Origin of the sequence: Pseudorhodoferax sp., assembly GCF_047601025.1 — a bacterium.
Classification (GTDB): Bacteria; Pseudomonadota; Gammaproteobacteria; order Burkholderiales; family Burkholderiaceae_C; genus Pseudorhodoferax.
Window position 1 is genome coordinate 5,212,119 of record NZ_JASGJZ010000001.1, and the last position, 22,913, is coordinate 5,235,031.

18 protein-coding genes are annotated in these 22,913 nt (G+C 71.5%); 9 read left to right on the forward strand and 9 right to left on the reverse strand.

What is annotated here, in order from left to right; all coding sequences use genetic code 11:
* Positions 1 to 17 precede the first annotated feature (17 nt).
* The 8 genes from gabT to QM782_RS24075 are packed head-to-tail and all read left to right on the forward strand — an operon-like array spanning position 18 to position 11,478.
* Positions 18 to 1,334: a 4-aminobutyrate--2-oxoglutarate transaminase gene (gene gabT / locus QM782_RS24040; protein ID WP_415205381.1), complete on the forward strand. Its 1,317-nt coding sequence runs from the start codon at positions 18 to 20 to the stop codon at positions 1,332 to 1,334.
* 18 nt (positions 1,335 to 1,352) lie between these two features.
* Positions 1,353 to 2,813, forward strand: coding sequence for an NAD-dependent succinate-semialdehyde dehydrogenase (locus QM782_RS24045; protein ID WP_415205382.1), 1,461 nt, complete (start codon positions 1,353 to 1,355; stop codon positions 2,811 to 2,813).
* 17 nt (positions 2,814 to 2,830) lie between these two features.
* On the forward strand, positions 2,831 to 3,706 hold the full coding sequence (locus QM782_RS24050; RefSeq protein ID WP_415205383.1) for a carbon-nitrogen hydrolase family protein: 876 nt from the start codon (positions 2,831 to 2,833) through the stop codon (positions 3,704 to 3,706).
* Between the two features lie 58 nt (positions 3,707 to 3,764).
* On the forward strand, positions 3,765 to 6,653 hold the full coding sequence (locus QM782_RS24055; protein WP_415205384.1) for an aminotransferase class I/II-fold pyridoxal phosphate-dependent enzyme: 2,889 nt from the start codon (positions 3,765 to 3,767) through the stop codon (positions 6,651 to 6,653).
* The gene (locus QM782_RS24060) at positions 6,650 to 8,107 is read left to right on the forward strand and encodes a biotin carboxylase (RefSeq protein ID WP_415205385.1); all 1,458 of its coding nucleotides are present in this window, start codon (positions 6,650 to 6,652) and stop codon (positions 8,105 to 8,107) included. Before QM782_RS24055 ends, QM782_RS24060 begins: the two co-directional genes overlap by 4 nt.
* A 25-nt stretch (positions 8,108 to 8,132) precedes the next feature.
* Positions 8,133 to 9,128: a C45 family autoproteolytic acyltransferase/hydolase gene (locus tag QM782_RS24065; protein ID WP_415205386.1), complete on the forward strand. Its 996-nt coding sequence runs from the start codon at positions 8,133 to 8,135 to the stop codon at positions 9,126 to 9,128.
* A 51-nt stretch (positions 9,129 to 9,179) separates the two neighbouring features.
* A complete protein-coding gene (locus QM782_RS24070; RefSeq protein ID WP_415205387.1) occupies positions 9,180 to 10,490 on the forward strand; it encodes a dicarboxylate/amino acid:cation symporter in 1,311 nt (436 codons plus the stop codon).
* Positions 10,491 to 10,509: 19 nt separating this feature from the next.
* A complete protein-coding gene (locus QM782_RS24075) occupies positions 10,510 to 11,478 on the forward strand; it encodes an amino acid ABC transporter substrate-binding protein (RefSeq protein ID WP_415205388.1) in 969 nt (322 codons plus the stop codon).
* Between the two features lie 271 nt (positions 11,479 to 11,749).
* On the opposite strand, the gene QM782_RS24080 is transcribed toward QM782_RS24075, so the two are convergent.
* The 8 genes from QM782_RS24080 to QM782_RS24115 all read right to left on the reverse strand — a co-directional run bounded on the left by QM782_RS24080 (position 11,750) and on the right by QM782_RS24115 (position 19,766).
* Positions 11,750 to 12,706: a 4-deoxy-4-formamido-L-arabinose-phosphoundecaprenol deformylase gene (locus QM782_RS24080; RefSeq protein ID WP_415205389.1), complete on the reverse strand. Its 957-nt coding sequence runs from the start codon at positions 12,704 to 12,706 to the stop codon at positions 11,750 to 11,752.
* A gap of 4 nt (positions 12,707 to 12,710) precedes the next feature.
* Entirely contained in the window at positions 12,711 to 13,748 is a 1,038-nt protein-coding gene (locus tag QM782_RS24085; RefSeq protein ID WP_415205390.1) for a bifunctional UDP-4-keto-pentose/UDP-xylose synthase, read from the reverse strand.
* Positions 13,749 to 13,753: 5 nt separating this feature from the next.
* Positions 13,754 to 14,701, reverse strand: a complete 948-nt coding sequence (locus QM782_RS24090) for a formyltransferase (RefSeq protein WP_415205391.1) — start codon at positions 14,699 to 14,701, stop codon at positions 13,754 to 13,756.
* A 107-nt stretch (positions 14,702 to 14,808) separates the two neighbouring features.
* Positions 14,809 to 15,792, reverse strand: a complete 984-nt coding sequence (locus QM782_RS24095; protein WP_415205392.1) for a glycosyltransferase — start codon at positions 15,790 to 15,792, stop codon at positions 14,809 to 14,811.
* A 5-nt stretch (positions 15,793 to 15,797) separates the two neighbouring features.
* The gene (locus QM782_RS24100) at positions 15,798 to 16,943 is read right to left on the reverse strand and encodes a DegT/DnrJ/EryC1/StrS family aminotransferase (protein WP_415205393.1); all 1,146 of its coding nucleotides are present in this window, start codon (positions 16,941 to 16,943) and stop codon (positions 15,798 to 15,800) included.
* Positions 16,940 to 17,329 carry an SMR family transporter gene (locus tag QM782_RS24105; RefSeq protein ID WP_415205394.1) on the reverse strand — a complete coding sequence of 130 codons (390 nt, stop codon included), beginning with the start codon at positions 17,327 to 17,329 and terminating at the stop codon, positions 16,940 to 16,942. Before QM782_RS24105 ends, QM782_RS24100 begins: the two co-directional genes overlap by 4 nt.
* Positions 17,326 to 19,005, reverse strand: coding sequence for a glycosyltransferase family 39 protein (locus QM782_RS24110; protein WP_415205395.1), 1,680 nt, complete (start codon positions 19,003 to 19,005; stop codon positions 17,326 to 17,328). The genes QM782_RS24105 and QM782_RS24110 overlap by 4 nt, the downstream gene beginning before the upstream one ends.
* A gap of 83 nt (positions 19,006 to 19,088) precedes the next feature.
* Positions 19,089 to 19,766 carry a phosphatase PAP2 family protein gene (locus tag QM782_RS24115; protein WP_415205396.1) on the reverse strand — a complete coding sequence of 226 codons (678 nt, stop codon included), beginning with the start codon at positions 19,764 to 19,766 and terminating at the stop codon, positions 19,089 to 19,091.
* A gap of 65 nt (positions 19,767 to 19,831) precedes the next feature.
* Between QM782_RS24115 and QM782_RS24120 the strand changes: the two genes are divergently transcribed.
* On the forward strand, positions 19,832 to 20,518 hold the full coding sequence (locus QM782_RS24120; protein ID WP_415205397.1) for a response regulator transcription factor: 687 nt from the start codon (positions 19,832 to 19,834) through the stop codon (positions 20,516 to 20,518).
* Between the two features lie 102 nt (positions 20,519 to 20,620).
* Here the strand turns inward: QM782_RS24120 and QM782_RS24125 are convergent, their stop codons facing one another.
* Complete coding sequence (locus QM782_RS24125; protein ID WP_415205398.1) at positions 20,621 to 22,888, reverse strand: TonB-dependent hemoglobin/transferrin/lactoferrin family receptor; 2,268 nt, start codon at positions 22,886 to 22,888, stop codon at positions 20,621 to 20,623.
* Between the last annotated feature and the right edge of the window lie 25 nt (positions 22,889 to 22,913).

Below are 22,913 nucleotides of genomic sequence, written 5' to 3' on the forward strand. Positions count from 1 at the left end.
AGCCCGATTGACCTGCCATGACCATCGCCACCGCCACTCCCCCCTCCTCCGCCAACCGGCCGGACGCCGCCGCCAGCAACCAGGCGCTCGACGCCCGCCGCGCCGCCGCCGCGCCGCGCGGCGTGGGCATCGGCTTCCCGATCTACGCGCAGCGCGCCCAGAACGCCGAGCTCTGGGACGTGGAAGGCCGGCGCTACATCGATTTCGGCTCCGGCATCGCGGTGCTCAACACCGGCCACCGCCATCCGCGCGTGGTCGAGGCCGTGCAGCGGCAGCTGGAACAGTTCACCCACACGGCCTACCAGGTCGTGCCCTACGAGATCTCGGTCGCGCTGGCCGAGCGGCTCAACGCGCTGACGCCGGGCAGCCACGCCAAGAAGACGGCGTTCTTCACCACCGGCGCCGAGGCCGTCGAGAACGCCATCAAGATCGCCCGCGCCTACACACGCCGGCCCGGCGTGGTCGCGTTGACCGGCGCCTTCCACGGCCGTACCTTCATGGGCATGGCACTGACCGGCAAGGTGGTTCCGTACAAGACCGGCTTCGGCCCGTTCCCGGGCAGCGTGCACCACGTGCCGGCGCCGGTGGCGCTGCACGGCGTCACGGTCGAGCAGTCGCTGGCGGCGCTGAACCAGCTGTTCAAGTCCGACATCGACCCCGAGCAGGTCGCGGCACTGATCCTGGAGCCGGTCCAGGGCGAAGGCGGCTTCTACGTGCAGCCGCCCGAGTTCATGCGCGCGGTGCGCGAGATCTGCGACCGCCACGGCATCGTCATGATCGCCGACGAGATCCAGACCGGCTTCGCCCGCACCGGCAAGCTGTTCGCGATGGAGCACTACGACGTGCTGCCCGACCTGATGACCGTGGCCAAGAGCCTGGCCGGCGGCCTGCCGCTGTCGGGCGTGGTCGGCCGCGCCGAGATCATGGACGCGCCGGCCCCGGGCGGCCTGGGCGGCACCTACGCCGGCAACGCGCTGGCGATCGCCGCCGCCCACGCCGTGCTCGACGTGATCGAGGACGAGCAGCTGTGCGCCCGCGCCGAGCGCCTGGGCCAGCGGCTGAAGGCGCGGCTGCAGGCCCTGCGGGGCAGCGTGCCGCAGATCAGCGACGTGCGCGGCCTCGGCGCCATGGTGGCGGTGGAATTCGCCAAGGCCGACGGCACGCCCGACCCGGACTTCACGAAGCTGGTGCAGCAACGCGCGCGCGACGCCGGCCTGCTGCTGCTGACCTGCGGCGTGCACGCCAACGTGGTCCGCTTCCTGTTCCCGCTGACGATCGAGGACGCCCTGCTGGACGAAGGCCTGGACATCCTGGCCGCCGCCTTGCAGGCCTGAGGAGAAACTGACACCGCCATGCTGAACCTCAAGGATCCCGGCCTGCTGCGCCAGCAGGCCTTCGTCGCCGGCGAATGGGTGGACGCCGACGACGGCGCGACCACCGACGTCACGAACCCGGCCACCGGCGAGCGCATCGGCAGCATCCCGACGTGCGGCCAGGCCGAGACCGCCCGCGCGATCGCCGCCGCAGCCACGGCCCAGCGTGCCTGGGCCGCGCTGCCGGCCAAGGAACGCGCGGCCGTGCTGCGCCGGCTGAACGACCTGATGCTGGCCCACCAGGACGACCTGGCGCTGATCATGACCAGCGAGCAGGGCAAGCCGCTGGCCGAGGCCAAGGGCGAGATCGCCTACGCCGCCTCGTTCATCGACTGGTTCGCCGAGGAGGCGCGCCGCGTCTACGGCGACACCATCCCGGCGCCCACGGCCGACAAGCGCATCCTGGCGCTGAAGCAGCCGATCGGCGTGACCGCCGCCATCACGCCCTGGAACTTCCCGACCGCGATGCTCACGCGCAAGGCCGGCCCGGCGCTGGCGGCGGGCTGCGCCATGGTCGTCAAGCCGGCCACGCAGACCCCCTACTCGGCGCTGGCCTTCGCCGAGCTGGCCGCGCGCGCCGGCGTTCCCAAGGGCCTGCTGTCGGTGCTGACCGGGTCGGCCGCGGCCATCGGCGGCGAGATGACGCGCAACCCCGTGGTGCGCAAGCTCACCTTCACCGGCTCGACCGAGGTCGGCCGCAGCCTGATGCGCCAATCGGCCGACACCATCAAGAAGCTCTCGCTGGAGCTCGGCGGCAACGCGCCGTTCATCGTGTTCGACGATGCCGACCTCGACGCCGCGGTCGAAGGCGCCATGGTCTCCAAGTACCGCAACACCGGCCAGACCTGCGTCTGCGCGAACCGGCTGTACGTGCAGCGCGGCGTTCTGGAGGCGTTCACACAGAAGCTCGTGGCCCGGGTGCAGGCGCTGAAGGTCGGCAACGGCCTGGAGCCCGGCGTGACCCAGGGCCCGCTGATCGATGCCAAGGCCGTGGCCAAGCTCGAGGAGCACGTGGCCGACGCGCGCGCCAAGGGCGGCCAGGTGCTGACCGGCGGCAAGCCGCATGCGCTGGGCGGGCTGTTCTACGAGCCCACGGTGATCGCCGGCGCCACCGCCGACATGCTGTTCGCCCGGGAGGAGACCTTCGGGCCGCTGGCCCCCATCTTCCCCTTCGACGGCGAGGACGAGGTCGTCGCGCTGGCCAACGACACCGAGTTCGGCCTGGCCGCCTATTTCTACAGCCGCGACATCGGCCGCGTGATGCGCGTCGCGGAGCGGCTGGAGTCCGGCATGGTCGGCGTCAACACCGGCCTGATCTCCACCGCCGAGGCGCCGTTCGGCGGCGTCAAGCAGTCCGGCCTGGGCCGCGAGGGGTCCCGCTACGGCCTCGAGGAGTTCCTGGAGATCAAGTACGTCTGCCTCGGGGGCCTGGACACGTGACGCCGGCATCGCAGAGCTTGGACGCCGGCGCCTGCTTCGGCATCGCCGGCGTGCAGATGAACGTCTCGGCGTTCGACAGCAACGTCGAGCACATGGGCAACTACCTGCGCCACATCCGCTCGCGCTTCCCGTGGGTGCGCATGGTGCTGTTCTCCGAACTGGCGGCGCTGGGGCCCCGGCACGGCACGGCCGAGCCCCTGCCCGGCCCGACCGAGGCGCGGCTGGCCGAACTGGCCCGCGAGACCGGGCTGTGGCTGATCCCGGGCTCGCTGTTCGAGCAGGCCGAGGGGCCGGACGGCCCGGTGGTCTACAACACCACGCCGGTGATCGATCCGGCCGGCGTGGTCGTCGCGCGCTTCCGCAAGCTGTTCCCGTTCCGCCCGTACGAGCGCGACGTGCAGGGCGGCACCGAGTTCTGCGTGTTCGACGTGCCCGGCGTCGGCCGCTTCGGCGTGTCGATCTGCTATGACATGTGGTTCCCCGAGACCACGCGCACGCTGGCCGCCATGGGCGCCGAGGTGATCCTGCACCCGACCATGACCGACACCATCGACCGCGACGTGGAACTGGCGATCGCGCGCGCCTCGGCCGCGCAGAACCAGGTGTATTTCTTCGACGTCAACGGCGTCGGCCACGGCGGCGTGGGCCGCTCCATCGTCTGCGACCCGTCGGGCTACGTGCTGCACCAGGCCGAGAACGGCCCCGAGATCATGGCCATCGAGGTCGACCTCGCGCGCCTGCGGCGCGAGCGCGAGCGCGGCCTGCGCAGCAACCTGGGCCAGCCGCTCAAGAGCTTCCGCGACCGCGACTGCGAGTTCAGGCTGTACCGGGCCGACGCCGCCGCCGAGTTCCCGTACCTGCACACCCTGGGGCCGCTGACCAAACCGGACTGAACGACACCCGCGCACACGCCATGGCCGGGGCGCCAAGCCGGCCGAGGAGACGAGACAGATGAGCAACAACACGACGACAACGAAACCGCGCACCTCATTGAGCCGCCACCGCAGCGTGTGGGAGATGCGCTCGGACGGCTGGATCAGCCTGGTCGACCACCTGAGCCGGTCGGCCATCCTGCAGCCCGACGACCCCGAGCGCGAGCGCCGCATGGCCCTGGTGCGCCAAATCTGCGAGACGCTGGCGCCGATCGAGGGCTACTGGGCCTTTCCCGGCGGCCGCGTGTTCGGCGAGCTGTGCCAGTGGATCGAGCGCGAGGAACTCGCCCGCGCGCACCAGGCCGCGCGCCGCATCCACCGCGTGCTGGCCGCGCGCACCTACCGCCACGACAGCAGCGCGCTGGAGAGCGACAACGAGCTGCCCTCGCAGATCGAGACCGACAGCGAGCGCCTGGCCCAGCTGTCGCGGCCGTACTTCGAGGTGCTGATCGTCGACGAGATGAGCGCCACCGAGGAGGACGCGCTGCGCCGGCGCGTGCAGCGCAAGCGCAGCCCGGACGACGACTTCGTCTTCGACATCGTGGTGGTGCCCACCTTCGAGGACGCGCTGATCGCCACGCTGGTCAACTTCAACCTGCAGGCCGTCGTGATCCGGCACGGCTTCCCGTTCCGCTCGGTCAACCACAACGACATGCTGCGCCGCTTCCTGGACGGCGTGGACGAGAGCATCGAGCAGATGCCCGAGTTCGAGCGCGGCCCGCTGCTGGGCCAGCAGATCGCGCAGCTGCGGCCGGAGCTGGACCTGTACCTGGTGACCGACGTCAGCGTGGAAGACATCGCGGCGCGCGTGGGCGAGGTGTTCAAGCGCATCTTCTTCGGCGAGGAAGACCACATCGAACTCTACAGCTCGATCATGAAGGGCGTGGGCGAGCGCCACCGCACGCCGTTCTTCCAGGCCCTGCGCGACTACGCCAAGCAGCCGACCGGCGTGTTCCACGCGCTGCCGCTGGCGCGCGGCAAGGCCATCATGAACTCCAGCTGGATCGGCGACCTGGCGCAGTTCTACGGCATGAACCTGTTCATGGCCGAGACCTCGGCCACCTCGGGCGGCCTGGACTCGCTACTCGACCCGGTCGGCCCGCTGAAGCTGGCGCAGGAGTACGCGGCCCGGGCCTTCGGCGCGCGGCGCACCTTCTTCGCGACCAACGGCACCTCGACCTGCAACAAGATCGTGGTGCAGGCCCTGGTGCGGCCCGACGACATCGTGCTGGTGGACCGCAACTGCCACAAGTCGCACCACTACGGCCTGGTGCTGGCCGGCGCCCAGGTGGCCTACCTGGACTCCTACCCGCTGGACCAGTACTCCATGTACGGCGCGGTGCCGGTGCGCCACATCAAGGAGACGCTGCTGGGCTTCCGCCGCGCCGGCACGCTGGACCGCGTGCGCATGGTGCTGCTGACCAACTGCACCTTCGACGGCATCGTCTACGACGTCGAGCGGGTGATGCTGGAATGCCTGGCGATCAAGCCGGACCTGGTGTTCCTGTGGGACGAGGCCTGGTTCGCCTTCGCGCGCTGCCACCCGATCTACCGCCAGCGCACCGGCATGGCGGCGGCGGCGCGCCTGGCCGAGATGTTCAAGGACCCGGCCTACGCCCGGCGCCAAGCCGCCTTCGCCGCCAGCATCGACTGGGACGACGACGAGGCCCTGCTGAACGCGCGGCTGCTGCCCGACCCGGCGCGTGCGCGCGTGCGCGTGTACGCCACGCACTCCACGCACAAGACGCTGACGGCGCTGCGCCAGGGCTCGATGATCCACGTCTGGGACCAGGACTTCAAGGACAAGGCCGAGGAGGCCTTCCACGAGGCCTACATGACCCACACCTCGACCTCGCCCAACTACCAGATCCTGGCCTCGCTGGACGTGGGCCGGCGCCAGGTCGAGCTCGAGGGCTACGAGCTGATCCAGCGCCAGCTGGAGCTGGCCATGAGCCTGCGCGAGCAGGTGCTGCGCCATCCGCTGCTCAAGCGCTACTTCCGCTTCCTGAGCGTGGTCGACGTGGTCCCCGAGGCCTACCGCGAATCGGGCGTGCAGAGCTACTACAACGACGAGAACGGCTGGGCCAACCTGGAATCGGCCTGGCGCACCGACGAGTTCGCGCTGGACCCGACGCGCGCCACGCTGTCCATCGGCGCCACTGGCCTGGACGGCGACAGCTTCAAGAACAAGGAGCTGATGGACAAGTACGGCATCCAGATCAACAAGACCTCGCGCAACACCGTGCTGTTCATGACCAACATCGGCACCACGCGCTCGGCCGTGGCCTACCTGATCGAGGTGTTGGTGAAGATCGCGCGCGACGTGGACGCGCGCGTGGCCGACATGAGCGCGATCGAGCGCCGCATCCACGAGAAGCGCGTGCGCTCGCTGACGCTGGAGCAGCCGCCGCTGCCGGACTTCTCGAGCTTCCATTTCGCGTTCCGCGGCCGCTCGGTCGAGGGCCGGGCCGAGACGCGCGACGGCGACATCCGCAGCGCCTTCTTCCTGTCCTACGACGACAGCAACTGCGAGTACGTGGACATGGCCGAGGCCGCCCGCGCGATCGCGGCCGGACGCGAGCTGGTGTCGGCGCTGTTCGTGATCCCCTACCCGCCCGGCTTCCCGATCCTGGTGCCGGGCCAGGTCATCAGCGCCGAGATCCTGCAGTTCATGGCCGCGCTGGACGTGCGCGAGATCCACGGCTTCAGGCCCGAGCTGGGCTTCCGCATCTTCAGCGACGCTGCGCTGCAGCGCGCGGCCCAGGCCACGGCGGCGCGCGCCGCGCTGGCCGTGGCCGACCGCGCGGCCCAGCCGCCCCAGGTCCCGCTGGCGCCCGACGGCGCCGAACCCGAACTGGCCACGACGAGCCAGACCACCAGGAAGTCCACCTCGAGGAGCAAGAAATGACCAACACGGTCAAGAGCATTTCCGACCTGCTGCTGATGTTCCACCGCAACGAGCGGCCCATCTACTTCATCAGCGCGACCAACTTCAACCTGCTGGGCATGGACCGGTGGGTCAACCGCTTCCGCTACATCAACTACATCGACTGCTTCGACGGCCGGCACCCGAACGTGTTCGTGCCGCAGGAGGCGCCGCACGAGGAATTCACCTCGATCGAGGACATCAACAACTACCTGCTGCAGCACAAGGACGTGGTCGACCTGATCGAGCGCCGCGGCGGCAAGCCGGTCGCCACCTTCTTGATGTTCGACGAGAAGACCGAGGCCCTGGCCAAGGAACTGGGCATGGAGGTCTGGTTCCCGCCGGCGGCGCTGCGCCAGCGCTGCGACAACAAGATGGAGACCGTGCGCATCGGCAACAAGGCCGGCGTGCACTCGGTGCCCAACGCGCTGGAGAAGGTCGAGAGCTACCAGCACCTGATGCAGATCGCCGAGCGCCACGGCCTGGGCAAGGACCTGGTGGTGCAGTCGGCCTTCGGCGACTCGGGCCACACCACCTTCTTCATCGCCTCGGAAGACGATTTCAACAAGCACAAGGACGAGATCGTCAACGACCCCGAGGTCAAGATCATGAAGCGGATCAACTGCCGCGGCGCCACGCTGGAAGCGTGCGCCACGCAGTCGGGCACGCTGGTCGGGCCGCTGCTGACCGAGGTCGTGGGCGCGCGCGAGCTGACGCCCTACAAGGGCGGCTGGTGCGGCAACGAGGTGTTCCCCGGCGCCTTCTCCGAGGAAGTGCGGGCCAAGGCGCGCGACATGGCCGAGCGCTTCGGCAACCAGCTGCTGGCCGAGGGCTACCGCGGCTACTTCGACCTGGACTTCCTGATCGACCAGGACACCGGCGAGGTCTACCTGGGCGAACTGAACCCGCGCATCTGCGGCGCCAGCCCGATGACCAACCACGCGGCCTTCGCCTACGCCGACGCGCCGCTGTTCCTGTTCCACCTGCTGGAGTTCTCCGGCGTGCCGTTCGACCTGAACGTCAAGGAGATCAACGAGCGCTGGGCCCAGCCGCGCTTCATCGACTCGTGGTCGCAGGTGGTCATGAAGTTCACCGAGGACAAGGTCGACCAGGTCACGCACGCGCCGGCCACCGGCATCTACCGCATGGCCGAGGACGGCAGCGTCGCCTACCAGCGCTTCGACTACAACCGCAAGGCCATCGACTCCGAGCGCGAGGCCTTCTTCCTGCGCATCACCGGGCCCGGCGACTACCGCTACGAGGGCGCCGACCTGGGCATCCTGATCACGCGCGGGCGCTCCATGGACGACAACTTCAAGCTCAACATCCGCGCGCGCGACTGGATCCGCGGCATCAAGAACTACTACGCCGGCAAGCCCATCCTGACGACGCAGCCCGAGGCGGCGCCGACGCCGGGCTCGTTCAAGATCCTGTGACGGCGCGGCGAACGCTTGAGATGAGATGACCATCGGCATCCGCTTCCAGGCCGTCGCCGAAGACCAGCCCGGCGCGCAGTGGCAGGCGCTGTTCGCGCGCTCCTGGCCCGGCTACCGGGCCTGGTTCCTGCGCAGCGGCACGGTCGGCCGGCCGACCTACCTGGAGTGCCGGCGCGCGCTGCGCCAGCACATGCCGGAACTGGTGCCGACCTGGGAGCGGCTGGTCGAGCTGGCCGGCGGCGGCGACCTGGAGGCGCGCTTCCTGTCGCTGTGGCGCCCGCCCGCCTACATCGCCGGCTGCTCGCAGGCCGTCTGGCCGGACGCCGGCGACGCACAGGGCCCCGCCCTGCTGCGCAACTACGACTACGCGCCGGCGCTGCTGGAAGGCAATTGGCTGGCCACGCGCTGGACCGGCCAGCGCGTGCTGGCCATGAGCGACTGCCTGTGGGGCGCGCTGGACGGACTCAACGCATCGGGGCTGGCCGCATCGCTGTCCTTCGGCGGCCGCACCATCGCCGGCGAGGGCTTCGGCATCCCGCTGGTACTGCGCTACGTGCTGGAGGTCGCCACCGACACCGCGTCGGCCATCGCCATCCTGCAGCGGGTGCCGGTGCACATGTGCTACAGCGTCACACTGCTCGACGCGCGCGGCGCATGGGCCACGGTGTTCCTGAATCCGGACCGTCCGGTCGAGGTCACGCGCCGCGCGGCCGTGACCAACTTCCAGCACGCGGTGGAGTGGCCGGAGCACGCGCGCGCCACCGCGGCCTGCGAGCGGCTGGACGCGCTGCAGGCGCTGGCCGGCGCCGGCGCTCCGGTGCAGGCTGCCGTGGACGCGCTGCTGCGCGAGCCGCTGTACCAGCCCGCCTGGGAGCGCGGCTACGGCACGCTCTACACCGCCGCCTACGCCCCCCGGGCAGGCCGCGTGCAACTGCTGTGGCCCGGTACTTGCTGGACCCAGACGCTCGACGCCTTCGAAGAGGGCGAGCGCGAAATCACCTTCCTCAGCCCGGCGCCCTGAAGCGGCAGCCACGCCGGCCAACCCCCGCAACCCCTACCGAGGAGACCCGAGATGACGAAAAGAAAGCTTCCCCCCGTCGCCTGGATCCTGATCGCCATGGTGCTCGGCATCGTGATCGGCCACATGATCTTCATCAACTTCCCGGACAAGAAGATCGCCGCCGAAATGGCCGGCTACATCTCCATCCTGTCCGACATCTTCCTGCGCCTCATCAAGATGCTGATCGGCCCGCTGGTGTTCTCCACGCTGGTGGTGGGCATCGCGCACATGGGCGACGCGGCGGCGATCGGACGCGTGTTCTTCAAGGCCATGGCCTGGTTCATGAGCGCCTCGCTGGTCTCGCTGCTGCTGGGCATGGTGCTGGTCAACCTGATGCAGCCGGGCGCCAACTTCGGGCTGCCGCTGCCGGACATCGGTGCATCGGCCAACCTGGCGACGTCCAAGTTCACGCTCAAGGACTTCGTCGCCCACATGGTGCCCAAGTCCTTCGCCGAGGCCATGGCCCACAACGAGATCCTGCAGATCGTGGTGTTCTCGATGTTCTTCGGCGTGGCCTTGTCGGCGCTGGGCGAGAAGGGCAAGACGCTGCTGTCTGCCATCGACGAGCTCTCGCACGTGATGCTGAAGATCACCGGCTACGTGATGAAGCTCGCCCCCGTGGCCGTGATGGCCGCCATGGCCGCCACCGTGGCGGTGAACGGGCTGGACATCCTGCTCAAGTTCGCCGTCTTCATGGGCGACTTCTACGTGGCGCTCATCATCCTGTGGGTGGTGCTGATCGCGGCCGGCTTCCTGTTCCTGGGGCCGCGCGTGTTCAAGCTGATCCGGCTCATCCGCGAGCCCTTCATGATCTCCTTCGCCACCGCCAGCTCCGAGGCGGCCTATCCGAAGATCCTGGACGCGCTGGACCGCTTCGGCGTCAAGCGCAAGATCTCCAGCTTCGTGATGCCCATGGGCTATTCGTTCAACCTCGACGGCTCGATGATCTACTGCACCTTCGCGACGCTGTTCATCGCGCAGGCCTACGGCATCGAGCTGTCGCTGGGCACGCAGCTCACGATGCTGCTGGTGCTGATGCTCACCTCCAAGGGCATCGCCGGCGTGCCGCGCGCCTCGCTGGTGGTGATCGCCGCCACGCTCAACCAGTTCGGCATTCCCGAGGCCGGCCTGCTGCTGATCCTGGGCGTGGACAGCTTCCTGGACATGGGCCGCTCCGCCACCAATGCCGTCGGCAACTCCATCGCCAGCGCCGTGGTCGCGAAGTGGGAAGGCGACCTGCTGCCCGAGGCCGAGGCCGAGGCCAACGCGGTGCGGCTGGACCGGGAGCTGCAGGCTTCGCTGGCCAACCCCGCGCACTCCTGAACCCGGCGAGGAGCAGGCCATGAAGCCCAGGTGGCTCACGAACGTTCTGAACGTGCTGGCGGGCGCGGCGGGCCTGTGCCTGCTGCTGTCCGGCCCGGCCCGGGCGCAGGAGAACGACACGCCCGCCCGCGCCCCGGCGGTCCGCCTGGCGCCCGCCACGCTCGAAGGCACGCTGGCCAAGGTGCGCGCCAGCGGCAGCATCGCGCTGGGCTATCGCCAGGCCTCGGTCCCCTTCTCGTACCTGAACCCGCGCAACGAACCCATCGGCTATTCGATCGAGCTATGCAAGGCGCTGGTCACGGCGATCGAGGACACGATCGACAAGAGCCTGCGCATCCAGTGGGTCCCCGTCACCTCCGACAACCGCATCGAGGCCGTGACCAGCGGCAAGGTGGACCTGGAGTGCGGCTCCACCACCAGCAACCTGGAGCGGCAGAAGCTGGTGGCCTTCTCGCCCATCATGTTCGTGGCCGGCACCAAGGTGATGGTCAAGCAGGGCGTGCCGGTGCGCAGCTTCCGCGACCTGGCGGGCAAGAAGGTGGCGGTGACCGCCGGCACCACCAACGAGAAGGCGCTGCGCGACCTGGACCACAAGTTCAAGCTCGGCCTGCAGCTGCAGGTGGTGCCCGACCACGCCCAGGGCTTCGCCCAGGTCGCGGCCGGCGAGGCCGACGCCTTCGCCACCGACGACGTGCTGCTGTACGGCCTGATCGCCGAGAACGCCGGCAAGGAAGGCGCCGGCAAGTTCCAGGTCGTCGGCGACTACCTCTCCTACGACCCCTACGCCATCATGTTCCGCAAGGACGACCCGCAACTGGCGCAGGTGGTGCAGCGCAGCTTCCAGGAACTGGCCGAGGACGGCGAGATCGAGCGCCAGTACAAGCGCTGGTTCCTGCGCCGGCTGCCCTCGTCGGGCGCCAGCCTCGACCTGCCGATGAGCGCGCAGCTACAGACCATCATCGAAACCATGGCGATCACGACGCGCTGACCGCCACCCCGGCGGGCGCCCTGGGCACGGACCGGTCGTTTCGCGTCCAGCCCGGCCCGCCGACGCTGGCAGGCCACGCCGCCGCCCTTCGGTGGCGCTGCCGCGCAGCATGCCGGGGAACGGCACGACCCCGGCCTCGACCTGCCGGTGAGCCTGCCGTAGGAAGGCCGCCGGCAGGCGCTGCCCGTCGAGCCCGGGCGGCGTAGCAGCTGCACGAAAAAGCAGGAAGCCGTCGGGAGGAGTCAGACGGCCTCCTGCTTTCCCGTCTGCGCTATGCGCGGGGAACGGGTTCCGGCACCTGCCGCGGCACCGGCGCGCGCGCCACCCACGGCGCGCCCTGCACCGCCAGGGTGCCGGAGCGGCCCGGGACCGAGCCCGTCGCGAGCCGGTGCCGCGCCAGCGTCGCCGGCGGGCTGGCGCCGTGCAGCGTCCTCAGGTCGACCAGGGCGTGGCCCTGCGCGCGCCAGCCCCGGATCAGGCGCTCCAGCACGGGCCGCAGCTTCATGCCTTCGAGTTCCGCGTGCAGCGTGAACACCTGGTCCCGGGCCGCGTCCTCAGTCAGCGCGAGCAGGTGCGCGTGGACGTTGCCGGCGTGCAGGCCGCGGGTCCCGATCAGTTCGTCCAGCGTCGGCAGCGTGGTCGGGAACTGCGGCGGGCCGAGTACCCGGCCGGCGTCGTCGACGGGAACGAACGGGTGGCTGCCGCGCGTGTCCGAGGCGTGGGTGATGCCCAGCGCGGCTTCGGCCGAGGCCGCCGCGGCGTTGAACTGCCAGCCCGCCGCGCCGTGCAGCGCCGGCGCAGCGCCCAGCAGCTCGGCCAGCCGCTGCACCGCCAGGCGCATCTCGCGCTCCGCCCAGGCGCCGTCGCGCGCCATCAGCCGGTCCTGCCACCGCACATGGTCCCAGCAGTGCACGCCGACCTCGAAGCCCTGGTCCCGGACGCCGCGGATGGTCGCTCCCTCGGCGCGCCCGATGTCGGGGCCCGGCAGCAGCACGCCGTACAGCAGCGTGCGGATGCCGTAGTGCTCCACCACCGAGGTGCGCGAGACCTTGCGCAGGAAGCCCGGCCGCAACGCCCGGAAGATGGCGCGGCCGGTGTGGTCCGGCCCGACGCTGAACAGGAAGCTCGCCGCGGCATGCTCCCGCAGCAGCAGCCGAACCAGCGCCGGCACGCCCTCGCGCGTTCCCCGCAGCGTGTCGACGTCGACCTTGAGCGCGATGCGCGCCATCCGCTCAGGCGCCCAGCTCCGCCGCAGCGTGCTGGGCGTAGTAGTCGAACAGGGCGCGCAGCGCGTCCTGCATGTCGACCCGAGGCCGCCAGTCCAGGTCGTCCATGGTCCGCTGCACGTCGGGCACGCGCTGCAGCACGTCCTGGTAGCCGCTGCCGTAGTAGGCCGTGGCGGCGACGTCGACCAGCTCGACGTCCGCCGCCGCCTCCCGGTACGCGGGCAGCGTCCTGGCCAGGTCCAGCATCATCTGGGCGACCGCGCGGATCGAGAAGTCGTTGCGCGGGTTGCCGATGTTGTAGATCTTGCCGTCCGCGACGCCGCCGCGGTTGGCGATGATCCTGCCGAGCGCCGCGATGCCGTCGTCCACGTGCGTGAAGGTCCGGTGCTGGCTGCCCCCGTCGACCAGCCGGATCGGCTCGCCGCGCAGGATGTGGCCGAGGAACTGCGTGATCACCCGGCTCGAACCCTCCTTGGGCGTGTGCATGCTGTCCAGGCCGGGGCCGATCCAGTTGAACGGCCGGAACAGCGTGTAGCGCAGGCCCTGCTCCTGCCCGTAGGCGTGGATCACGCGGTCCATCAGCTGCTTGGCGCAGGCGTAGATCCAGCGCGGCTTGTTGATCGGGCCGTAGACGAGGTTGGACGCCTCCGGATCGAAGGCGGAATCGGCGCACATGCCGTAGACCTCGCTGGTGGACGGGAACACCAGGCGCTTGCCGTAGCGCACGCACTGCCGCACGATGGGCAGGTTCGCCTCGAAGTCGAGCTCGAACACGCGCAGCGGCTCGCGCACGTAGGTGGCCGGCGTCGCGATGGCCACCAGCGGGATCACCACGTCGCACTTCTTCACGTGGTACTCGATCCACTCCCGGTTGATCGTGATGTCGCCTTCGAAGAAATGGAAGCGCGGATGGTCCTGCCACGGGCGCAGCCGGTCCGACTGCATGTCCATGCCGTACACCTCCCAGTCGGTGGACGCGATGATGTGCCGCGTGAGGTGGTGCCCGATGAAGCCGTTGACGCCAAGGATGAGGACTCGGAGCATGGTGGTCAGTGGTTGGTGGATGGACCCGGGGTCTGCGGCGCCAGGGCCTCGACATCGCGCGGGGTGAGCGGCGCGGCGTCGCCGTCGCGGCGTGCGGCCAGCACGCGCAGCCGGTGGCCGTCGGCGGCGCTCAGCCAGATGCCGGCGCCGTCGGCCCACAGCCGCTGCCCGGCCGGGGCGCCGCGCGGGGACGCGGCCGCCGGCAGCGTGCGCTCGATGACGATGCGCTGCCCCCCGATGTCCAGGAAGGCCCCCGGATAGGGCGGCGCCAGCGCCCGCACCAGGTCGTGGATCTGGCGGGCGCTCGCATCGGCCGGGATCCGGCCGTCGGCCGGCGTGCGGCCGCCGAAGTACCGCCCTGCGGACAGCACCTGCGGCCGCTCCACGATCGAACCGTCGAGGAGCCCGGGCAGGCTGCGCGCCAGCACGATCTCCGCGGCCACGGTGACCTTGGAGAACACCTCGCGCGCCGTGTCATCGCCCAGGATGGGCACGGCGAACTGGTCGACGATCGGCCCGTTGTCGGGCTTCTCGTTCATGCGGTGCAGCGTGGCGCCGGTCTCGCGCTCGCCGTGGATGATGGCCCAGTTCACCGGCGCGCGGCCGCGGTAGCGCGGCAGCAGCGAGCCGTGCATGTTGAAGGCGCCGCGCCGCGGCAGTTCCAGCCACTGCGGCCCGAGCATCCTGCGGTAGTAGAACGAGAACAGGAAGTCCGGCTGCAGCGCGCGGGCCGCCGCCAGCAGTTCCGCGCCGTGCGGGTCGTCCGGCATCACGCAGCGCACGCCGTGGTCCGCCGCCAGGGCCGCGACGCTGGCGAACCAGACGTTCTCCCGCGGGTCGTCGGCATGCGTCACGACCAGCGCGACGTCCACCCCGCCGTCGAGCAGCACCTGCAGGCAGCGCACGCCCACGTCGTGGTAGGCGAACACGACGGCGCGGGGCGCCGTGTTCACCGGAGTGCCCTCGCCCGTGCGGGCTGCGGTGCGGGCACCTCGGGGCGGCCCGGCGGTGTTCACGGGACGACCTGCGGTGCGCCCCTCCTCGGGCGGCCGGGCGGGACTCATGGCCGGCGCTCCAGCACCGCGCGGACCAGGTAGCGCGGCCGGGCGCGCACCTCCTGGTAGATGCGGCCGATGTATTCGCCCAGCAAGCCGATGCCGAACAGCGCCAGCCCGATCAGCAGGAACGCCAGCGCGAACAGCGTGAACACGCCGCCCTCCTCCGGCCCGATCACCACCCGCCGGACCGCCAGCACCGCGAACAGCAGCCCCGAGAGCAGCGACACCACGATGCCCAGCATCGAGAACGCCTGGAGCGGCACGACGGAAAAGCCGGTGACCAGGTCGAAGTTCAGCCGGATCAGGCTGTAGAGCGAGTACTTGGACGTTCCGGCGTGCCGGGCCTCGTGCCCGACCACGACTTCCGTCGGATTGCGCGCGAACTGGTAGGCCAGGGCCGGGATGAAGGTGTTCATCTCGTTGCACTGGTTGATCAGCTGCACCACGTCGCGGCTGTAGCCGCGCATCATCGAGCCGTGGTCGGTCATGGCGATGCCCGTGAGGCGCAGGCGCAGGCGGTTCATGGCCCGCGACGCCCAGCGGCGCCAGGCGGCATCCTGCCGGTCGCGCCGGATCGAGCCCACGTAGTCGAAGCCCTGCGCCATCGCCTCGAGCAGCAGGTGGATGTCCTCCGGCGGGTTCTGCAGGTCCGCGTCCAGCGTGACCACGCGCTCGCCCCGGCAGCGCTCGAACCCGGCCAGGATGGCGCGGTGCTGCCCGAAGTTGCCGTTCAGCATGACCACGCGCACCACGTCCGGCCGCGCCTCGAAATGCTGGGCCAGGATGGCCGCCGACCGGTCGCGGCTGCCGTCGTCCACGAAGATCGCTTCGTAGCGCAGCGCCAATGCGTCGAGCGCCGGCAGCAGGCGCGCGAACAGCGCCTCCAGGCCGGACTCCTCGTTGTAGACCGGGATCACGACGCTGAGCGCCACCGGTCCCTCGCCCTCCCCCTGCGGGGCGAGCAGGGACGGGTCGACGTCGTGCATCGCCGTCACGGCGCACGCCCCTGGCGCATCTCGCCGACCACCTCGGCGACGGCGCCGCAGACCCGGTCCACGTCGCCGTAGGCCATGCCCGGAAACAGCGGCAGGGTGACGGTGCGGGCGCCGATGTCCTCCGCCACGGGAAAGTCGCCGATGCCGTGGCCGCGCATCCGGTACAGCTGGAACAGATGGATCGCGGGGTAGTGCACGCCGACGCCGATGCCGCGCGCTCGCATCCGCGCGATGAAGTCGCCGCGCCGCGGCGCCAGGTCGCGCGGCAGCAGCGGCTGGAACATGTGCCAGTTGCCGTGGCCCTCCGGGTCCTGCGGCGGCAGCTCCAGGCCCAGCGTGCGGTCCCAGGCCGCGAAGTAGCGCGCGGCCAGCCGGCGCCGCTGCGCCGCCGCCGCGTCGACGTGCCGCAGCTGCCCGAGGCCGATGGCGGCCGCCACGTCGGTCAGGTTGGCCTTCGCCCCCCACTCCTCGACCAGCATGCCGCCGTCCGGCAGCCGGACGACGCCCTGCAGGCGCAGCTTCTCGCAGCGGCGGGCCTCCTGCTCGTCGTTGAGCACCAGGCAGCCGCCCTCGGCGGTCGTGAAGTTCTTGTTCGCGTGGAAGCTGAACGACACCAGGTCGCCGAAGCTGCCGATCGCGCGCCCGCCCCAGGACGACCCGAAGGACTGCGCCGCATCCTCGACGACGCGCAAGCCGCGGCTGCGGGCCAGCCGGTACAGCCGGTCGCGATCGACCGGAAGGCCCGCCAGGTCCACCGGCATCAGCGCCCGGGTCCGCCGGGTGATCGCGCGCTCGACATGGCCGAGGTCGATGTTGCGCGTGCCGGGGTCGACGTCGGCGAAGACCGGGGTGGCGCCGACCGCCAGGATCACGTTGGCGGTCGCCACCCAGCTCAGCGGCGTGGTGACGACTTCGTCGCCCGGCCCGACGCCGGCGAGCCGCAGCCCGAGCTCCAGCGCCGCGGTGCCGGAGCTGAGCAGCCGCACCGGCCGGCCGCCCCACCGGCGCGAGAGCGCCTGCTCCAGCTCCTGGCACTTGGGGCCGGTGGTGATCCAGCCGGAGCGCAGCACGTCGCCGACCTCCTCGATCGTGCGCTCGTCGATCGCCGGGCGCGTGAAGGGCAGGAACGGCGGCGCGCTCACGCGGAACTCCCGCTGCGCGCGACCAGGGCCACGCCAAGAATGATCACGCCGATACCCAGCCAGCGCTGCATGTTCACGTCCTCTCCGAAAAGCCACCACGCCAGCACGGCGTTGACCACGTAGCCGATGGACAGCATCGGGTAGGCGACGCTGACCTCCACGCGCGACAGCGCGACGATCCAGACCACCACGCTCACCACGTAGCAGGCCAGCCCGCCGAGGATGGCGGGCTGCAGCGCCAGGCGGGACGCGGTGCGCAGCGCCTCGGCCAGGCCGCCGGCCAGCCGGATCTCCCCCACGCCGCCGACGCCGGCCTTGAGCAGCAGCTGGGCGGCGGCATTGAGCAGCACGCCGCCCAGGATGCAGGCGAAGTCGGCGGGCTTCATCGGCGCACCACCACGACCCGGCGCGAGTCCTCGAAGATGGCGCGCATGGGGACGCCGCGCTGCCGGAGCACCTGCCAGGTGGCGCGGTTCATGTAGGCCGCCGCCTGCGGCAGGGACTGCCACCGGTCGACGAACGCGTCGAGCGTCGGGATCCAGCGCCCGGGCTCGATCGACTGGCCGAGCGCGAACTCGTCGCGGTAGTCGACCAGCACGACGTGGCGGGCGAGGTAGAACGGCAGGGTCTGGTCGTAGGAGCGGACGGCGAAGACCGGGTCGTCCGCGCCGATCTCCCGGCGCACGCTGGCCGCCAGCGGCGCGGCGCTCTTGAGCCGGCGGCCGTAGGCGTCGTGCGACTGCATGACCAGCGTGATGGCCAGCAGGTGGCCGGCCGCCACGGCCAGCACCGCGGCGGTGGCGCCGCCGCGGCGCAGCTGCCAGGCCGCCACCGCGGCCGCCGCCAGGAAGACCACCGCTCCGGCCCGGACCGCCCATGCCATCGGCGCCAGGAGTTCCCGCGCATCGCCGGATGCCGTGAACCGCGCGAACTGCGTGGAAGCGAGCAACAGCAGCCCCCAGAGGACCGCGAGGCCGGCCAGGTGCCGCCCGAGCGCGGCCGGGCTGGCGTCCTGCAGCCGGGCCGTCACCAGCAGCGCCAGCGCCGGGAACATCGGCAGGATGTACGAGGGCAGCTTGGAGCCCGAGGCGCTGAAGAACACGAAGACGAAGGCGCACCACGCCACCAGGATGTCCTGGTTGCCGACCCGCGTTCCGCCGGGCGCCGAGCCCGCGGCGCGCCCGAGCCAGGGCAATGCGCCGGTCCAGGGCAGCATGCCGCCCAGCAGGATGGGCACGAAGTACCACCAGGCGCCGGTCCGCCGATGCACCTCGGAGGTGTAGCGCGCGAAGTGCTCGTGGATGAAGAAGAACCGCGCGAACTCGGGGTTGCGCAGCGAGACCAGCACGAACCACGGCGCCGTCAACGCCGCGAAGATCAGCAGGCCCGAGCCCCAGTGCATGCCCCGCACCAGCCCCGCGTCGCGGCGCCACACGCTGACGATCGCCAGCACGGCCGCGGGGATCACGACGCCCACCAGGCCCTTGCTCAGCACGGCGCCCGCCATGGCCGCCCACGCGAGCCAGATCCAGCGGCGCCGCACCTGCGGATCGATGGCGGCGTCCCCGTCGGCCAGGAGCACCGCGCACAGCACCAGCGTCAGGAACAGCATCAGCCCCGTGTCGAGCGACAGGAAGTGGCTATTGGCCGCGATCCAGGTGGTCGAGGCGGCGACCGCGAAGGCGCGGATGCCGGCCTGCCGCCCCCACAGGCGCCAGGCGGTGAACGCGACGGCCAGCAGCGACAGGAACCCGGCCGTGCCGGGCCACAGCCGCGCCGTGAACTCGGAGACGCCGAACAGCCGGAAGGCGATGCCGCCGATCCAGTACTGGAACGCCGGCTTCTCGAAATACAGCAGGCCGTTCAGGCGCGGCGTGACCCAGTCCCCGCTGCGGGCCATCTCCCAGGCCAGCGTGGCGTAGCGACCCTCGTCCGGGGTGATCAGCGCCCGGGTTCCCAGGCTGGCGAACCACAGCAGGCAGACGGCCAGGAACAGCACCGCGAGTAGTGCGGCGCGAGGCTGGCCGGCAGGCGCCGGCTGGTGGTCTCGATGGGCTCGCATGCCGCCAGCATCCGCGGCCGGGCTTAAAGAGTGCTTAATCGCCGGAACATCCTGCGGTGCGGGCGGGCAACGCCCCGGCACGGCTAGCGCTGGCCCCGCCATGCCGAGAACGCGGCATCCATGGCCCAGCCGACGATGGCGCAGACGCACGCGGCCCACAGCGTGTGGCTCATGAAGTGGGCACCGCGCAGCTGCTGCACCAGGCCCAGCGCCAAGCCGCCGAGCAGGGACGCCGCGAGCCACCCGCGCGCGAACCGCGGGAGGTCGCGCCGCAGCGCGAACCACCCGGCGACGTAGGCGAAGCCCGCGCTGGCATGGCCGGCCGGGAAGCAGCGGCCCGACCCGCCGTCGTCGACGAACCAGCCGGTCCAATGCGACTGGTAGCGCGCGATGCCGCCGAACTCGGCCAGGCCCCAGGGACAGCTGGTATGGCTGGACGACTTGATCAGGGCCACCACCGCCGGCGCCAGCAGGCTGGAGACCGCCAGCTGCAGGCGCCGCTCGAACGGCAGCCGCCTGAGCGGGCCGAACGGCCAGGCCACGCCGACGACCAGCGCGCAGCCCAGCGCCCACGCCAGCCAGCGCGCGCCGTCGTACAGCACGCGGCGCAGCCACCAGTCCTCGCGCAGCGCGAAGCCTGCCGGCGATCCCATGCGCTGCGCCAGCGCCAGGTCGAGTCCGGACAGGTCCCAGGCCACGGCGACGGCTACCAGCAGCAGGGTCAGGGCGAGCGGAGCTTTCCAGGGCGAACGGGCAGGCATGGCGGGCGCCAGCCTCGGCCGCCCCACTTAAGACGCGCTTAAGCGCCCCCCGGGGAAATCACGGGATGCGCGCACTGGTTGTGGAAGACGATGCGGGGATTGCACAGGGCCTGTCCGCCATCCTGGGACAGAACGGCTGGGCCGTGGAATGGGCGCCGGGCCTGTCCCAGGCCTGGACCGCGCTGCGGGCCGCGCCGTTCCACGCGGTCCTGCTGGACCTCGGCCTGCCCGGCGGCGACGGATCGTCGTTGCTGAAGCAGCTGCGGCTGTCGCCGGCGGGCCGGCTGCCCGATCCGGCCACGCCCGTCCTGGTGATGACGGCCCGCGACCAGTTGCCCGCACGGATCGAGGCCCTGGACCTGGGCGCCGACGACTACCTGATCAAGCCGTTCGACGGGCTGGAGCTGGCGGCGCGGATGCGCGCCGTGTGCCGCCGCGCCGCCGGCCGCCCGCAGCCGGTGCTGCGGTACGGGCGCCTCGAACTGGAGCCGGCGCGGCGCCAGGTGCGCATCGGCGGGGAGCCGGTGGACCTGTCCGCGCGCGAGTTCGGCGTGCTGCTGGCGCTGCTGGAAGCCAGCCCCGGGGTGCTGTCCCGCCAGCAGATCGAGGCGCGCCTGTACCGCTGGGACCAGGTGCTGGAAAGCAACGCGATCGAGGTCTACGTGCACCACCTGCGCAGGAAGCTCGGCGAAGGCCTGATCCACACGGTGCGCGGCGTCGGCTACTGCGTGCCGCAGGACACGGGGCCGTGACGCGCCGCCCGCCGCCGGCACGGCGAGCGGCCGGCCGGGACGCCCGGCGCGCCGGTGCCTGTCCGGGCCGCCTGCAGGTTCGCCGGCGGCCGCGCGGGCGTTTCAGAAGTCCACCCGCAGGCTGACCGAGGCGGTGCGCCCCGGCGCGGTGTAGGCCGCCAGCCGTGCATCGTTGCCGGAAAGCCCGCTGACGGCGGGCCAGTCGAAGTACTGGCGGTCGAACAGATTGTGGACGGCCAGGTTCAGCGTGGCCTGCCGGCCGATGCGCCAGTAGCCGGTCAGGTCGAAGCGGGCGTAGCCCGCCGTCTTCAGCGGCACGGGCGCCGTCGGGCCGGTCTGCGCCAGCGCCTCGTCGACGCGCCGCTTGGCGGCCACGAAATGGCCCGTGAACTGTCCGCCGAAGCGCCCGCCACGCTCGTCCCAGCGCAGCCCGGCCACCAGCCGCGCCGGCTGGACGCTGTTCAGCGGCTGGCCGGCGCTCTCGTCGTTGCCGACCGACCACTGCATGGCGCCAACCAGGCGCCAGCGGTCGGCCGCGCCGAACCACTGGCCGACCGGCATCTGCCCCTTGGCCTCGATGCCGTAGATCTCCACCTCGCCGATGTTGCGCGACTGGAAGCGCCGGATCGCGCGCGGGCCGCCGCTCTGGCCGGGCGGGATGTAGGCGATCATCTGCGTGTCGATGAAGTCCGTGTAGCGGTTGTAGAAGGCCGCCAGCTCGTACGTGCCCAGGCCGGCCTCGCCGCGCAGGCCCAGCTCCACGCCGCGGCTGCGCTCGGGCTTGAGGTCGGGGTTGGGGATGAAGTCGTGGATGAAGGTGGCCACGGCCACCTGCCCCACGCGGTTGAGCTGGTCCGGCGTGGGCATGCGGAACCCCGTCACGGCGTTGGCATAGACGACCTGCCGCGGGCGCCACTCGTAGCTCAGCCCCAGCCGCGGCGTCCACGCGCCCTCGGACATGCCCACGGGCGTGCTGCCGGCCACGTTGGCGTTGGCGAACAGCGCGTCGGGCCGGGGCGCGATGCGGTAGTGGTCGTAGCGCAGGCTGGGCGTCAGCCGCAGCCGGCCGTCGCCGAAGGCCATCTCGTTCTGCGCGAACAGGCCGATGGCGCGCACGTCGGTCTCGGGCGCGGTGCGGCGCGGGTAGACCTCGCCGTCGATGACGCTGGTGGCGCCGCCGCCCGCGGCAGTGCGCTGCCCGGCCTCGTTGTACTGGCCGATGGACTTGGACAGCAGGTCCACGCCGGCCACCCAGCGGTGGGCGACGGCGCCGGTGCCGGCGTGCCCGTCGACCTGCAGGTTGCCGGACCACTGCGGCTCGCGGTAGGCCATGCGGGCGTCGCGCACGAGCGCCGGCGCGGCGCCCGGCGGCTGGCGCGTGTCGTGGGTGCGCTCGTCGCTGCGGCTGTGCTGGCGGTCGACCTGCGCCGTCAGGGTGTCGAACCAGGCGCCCATGGGGGCGTACCGGTAGGCCAGGCCCAGCCGGTCGCGCCGGCTGAGGTCGTCCGCCCGGCTGCCGGTGATGCGCGTGCCGCCGGCGATGGGGCCGACGAGCGAGCGCTGGTCGGTGCGGATGGTCTGCTCGTAGTGCTCGCCGGTCAGCGTCAGCGCGTGGCCCGGGGCGACGTCCAGCACCGACTTGAACAGCAGGTTGCGCTGCCGCGTGTCCTGGGGGTCGGGATGCAGCGCGCTGTCCGGATGGTTCTTCGGCGCGTGCCCGTCGCGGGCCGAGAACGACAGCAGGTTGCGCGCCGCGCCGGCGCGGAAGGCCAGGCTGGCGCTGCCCCAGCGGCCGTCGTCCAGGCCGTCGTAGCCCACCGCGGCGGAGCCCGCGGCGCGCGCGGACGCATCCAGGAAATCCTCCGGCGACAGCGTGCGGAACAGCACCACGCCGGCCAGCGCGTCGCTGCCGTACAGGCCGGAGGCCGGCCCCTTCAGCACCTCGACCCGGCCGAGCGACAGCGGGTCCAGCTTCAGCTGGCCCAGGTTCGCCCCGGCCGCCACGTAGCCGCCGGGCAGGCGCACGCCGTCGAGCAGCATGGCCAGGCGCTGGCCGCCGATGCCGCGCACCTCGATGCCGGCCTCGCCGCCGCGGCCGCGCGCCTCGCGCTTGACGGCGATGCCGGGCTCGTCGCGGAACAGCTCGCCGAAGTCCGTCACCAGGTTCTCGCGCAGCTGCGCCTCGCCGATCACCGAGACCGTGGCCGGCGTGGTCAGCGCCGGCGTGGCCTGGCGCGTCGCCGTGACGGCGACGGACGGCAGCGCGGGCCCGCCCTGCGCTTCTTCGGCCGGCTGCGCCCGCGCCGCCGCGCCGGCGAGCCCGGCCAATCCCCCCAGCACCGCGGCGTGCAGCCGCATCGAACGCACCATGGACTCTCCCTCCTGCCTGCAATCG

What these genes read in the sequence shown, in the direction of transcription:
- QM782_RS24060 (WP_415205385.1), top strand. Translation starts at nt 6,650, where the DNA reads ATGACCAACACGGTCAAGAGCATTTCCGACCTGCTGCTGATGTTCCAC.
- QM782_RS24070 (WP_415205387.1), top strand. Translation starts at nt 9,180, where the DNA reads ATGACGAAAAGAAAGCTTCCCCCCGTCGCCTGGATCCTGATCGCCATG.
- QM782_RS24045 (WP_415205382.1), top strand. Translation starts at nt 1,353, where the DNA reads ATGCTGAACCTCAAGGATCCCGGCCTGCTGCGCCAGCAGGCCTTCGTC.
- QM782_RS24125 (WP_415205398.1), bottom strand. Translation starts at nt 22,888, where the DNA reads ATGGTGCGTTCGATGCGGCTGCACGCCGCGGTGCTGGGGGGATTGGCC.
- QM782_RS24120 (WP_415205397.1), top strand. Translation starts at nt 19,832, where the DNA reads ATGCGCGCACTGGTTGTGGAAGACGATGCGGGGATTGCACAGGGCCTG.
- QM782_RS24085 (WP_415205390.1), bottom strand. Translation starts at nt 13,748, where the DNA reads ATGCTCCGAGTCCTCATCCTTGGCGTCAACGGCTTCATCGGGCACCAC.
- QM782_RS24115 (WP_415205396.1), bottom strand. Translation starts at nt 19,766, where the DNA reads ATGCCTGCCCGTTCGCCCTGGAAAGCTCCGCTCGCCCTGACCCTGCTG.
- QM782_RS24065 (WP_415205386.1), top strand. Translation starts at nt 8,133, where the DNA reads ATGACCATCGGCATCCGCTTCCAGGCCGTCGCCGAAGACCAGCCCGGC.
- QM782_RS24110 (WP_415205395.1), bottom strand. Translation starts at nt 19,005, where the DNA reads ATGCGAGCCCATCGAGACCACCAGCCGGCGCCTGCCGGCCAGCCTCGC.
- QM782_RS24055 (WP_415205384.1), top strand. Translation starts at nt 3,765, where the DNA reads ATGAGCAACAACACGACGACAACGAAACCGCGCACCTCATTGAGCCGC.
- gabT (WP_415205381.1), top strand. Translation starts at nt 18, where the DNA reads ATGACCATCGCCACCGCCACTCCCCCCTCCTCCGCCAACCGGCCGGAC.
- QM782_RS24080 (WP_415205389.1), bottom strand. Translation starts at nt 12,706, where the DNA reads ATGGCGCGCATCGCGCTCAAGGTCGACGTCGACACGCTGCGGGGAACG.
- QM782_RS24105 (WP_415205394.1), bottom strand. Translation starts at nt 17,329, where the DNA reads ATGAAGCCCGCCGACTTCGCCTGCATCCTGGGCGGCGTGCTGCTCAAT.
- QM782_RS24095 (WP_415205392.1), bottom strand. Translation starts at nt 15,792, where the DNA reads ATGCACGACGTCGACCCGTCCCTGCTCGCCCCGCAGGGGGAGGGCGAG.
- QM782_RS24075 (WP_415205388.1), top strand. Translation starts at nt 10,510, where the DNA reads ATGAAGCCCAGGTGGCTCACGAACGTTCTGAACGTGCTGGCGGGCGCG.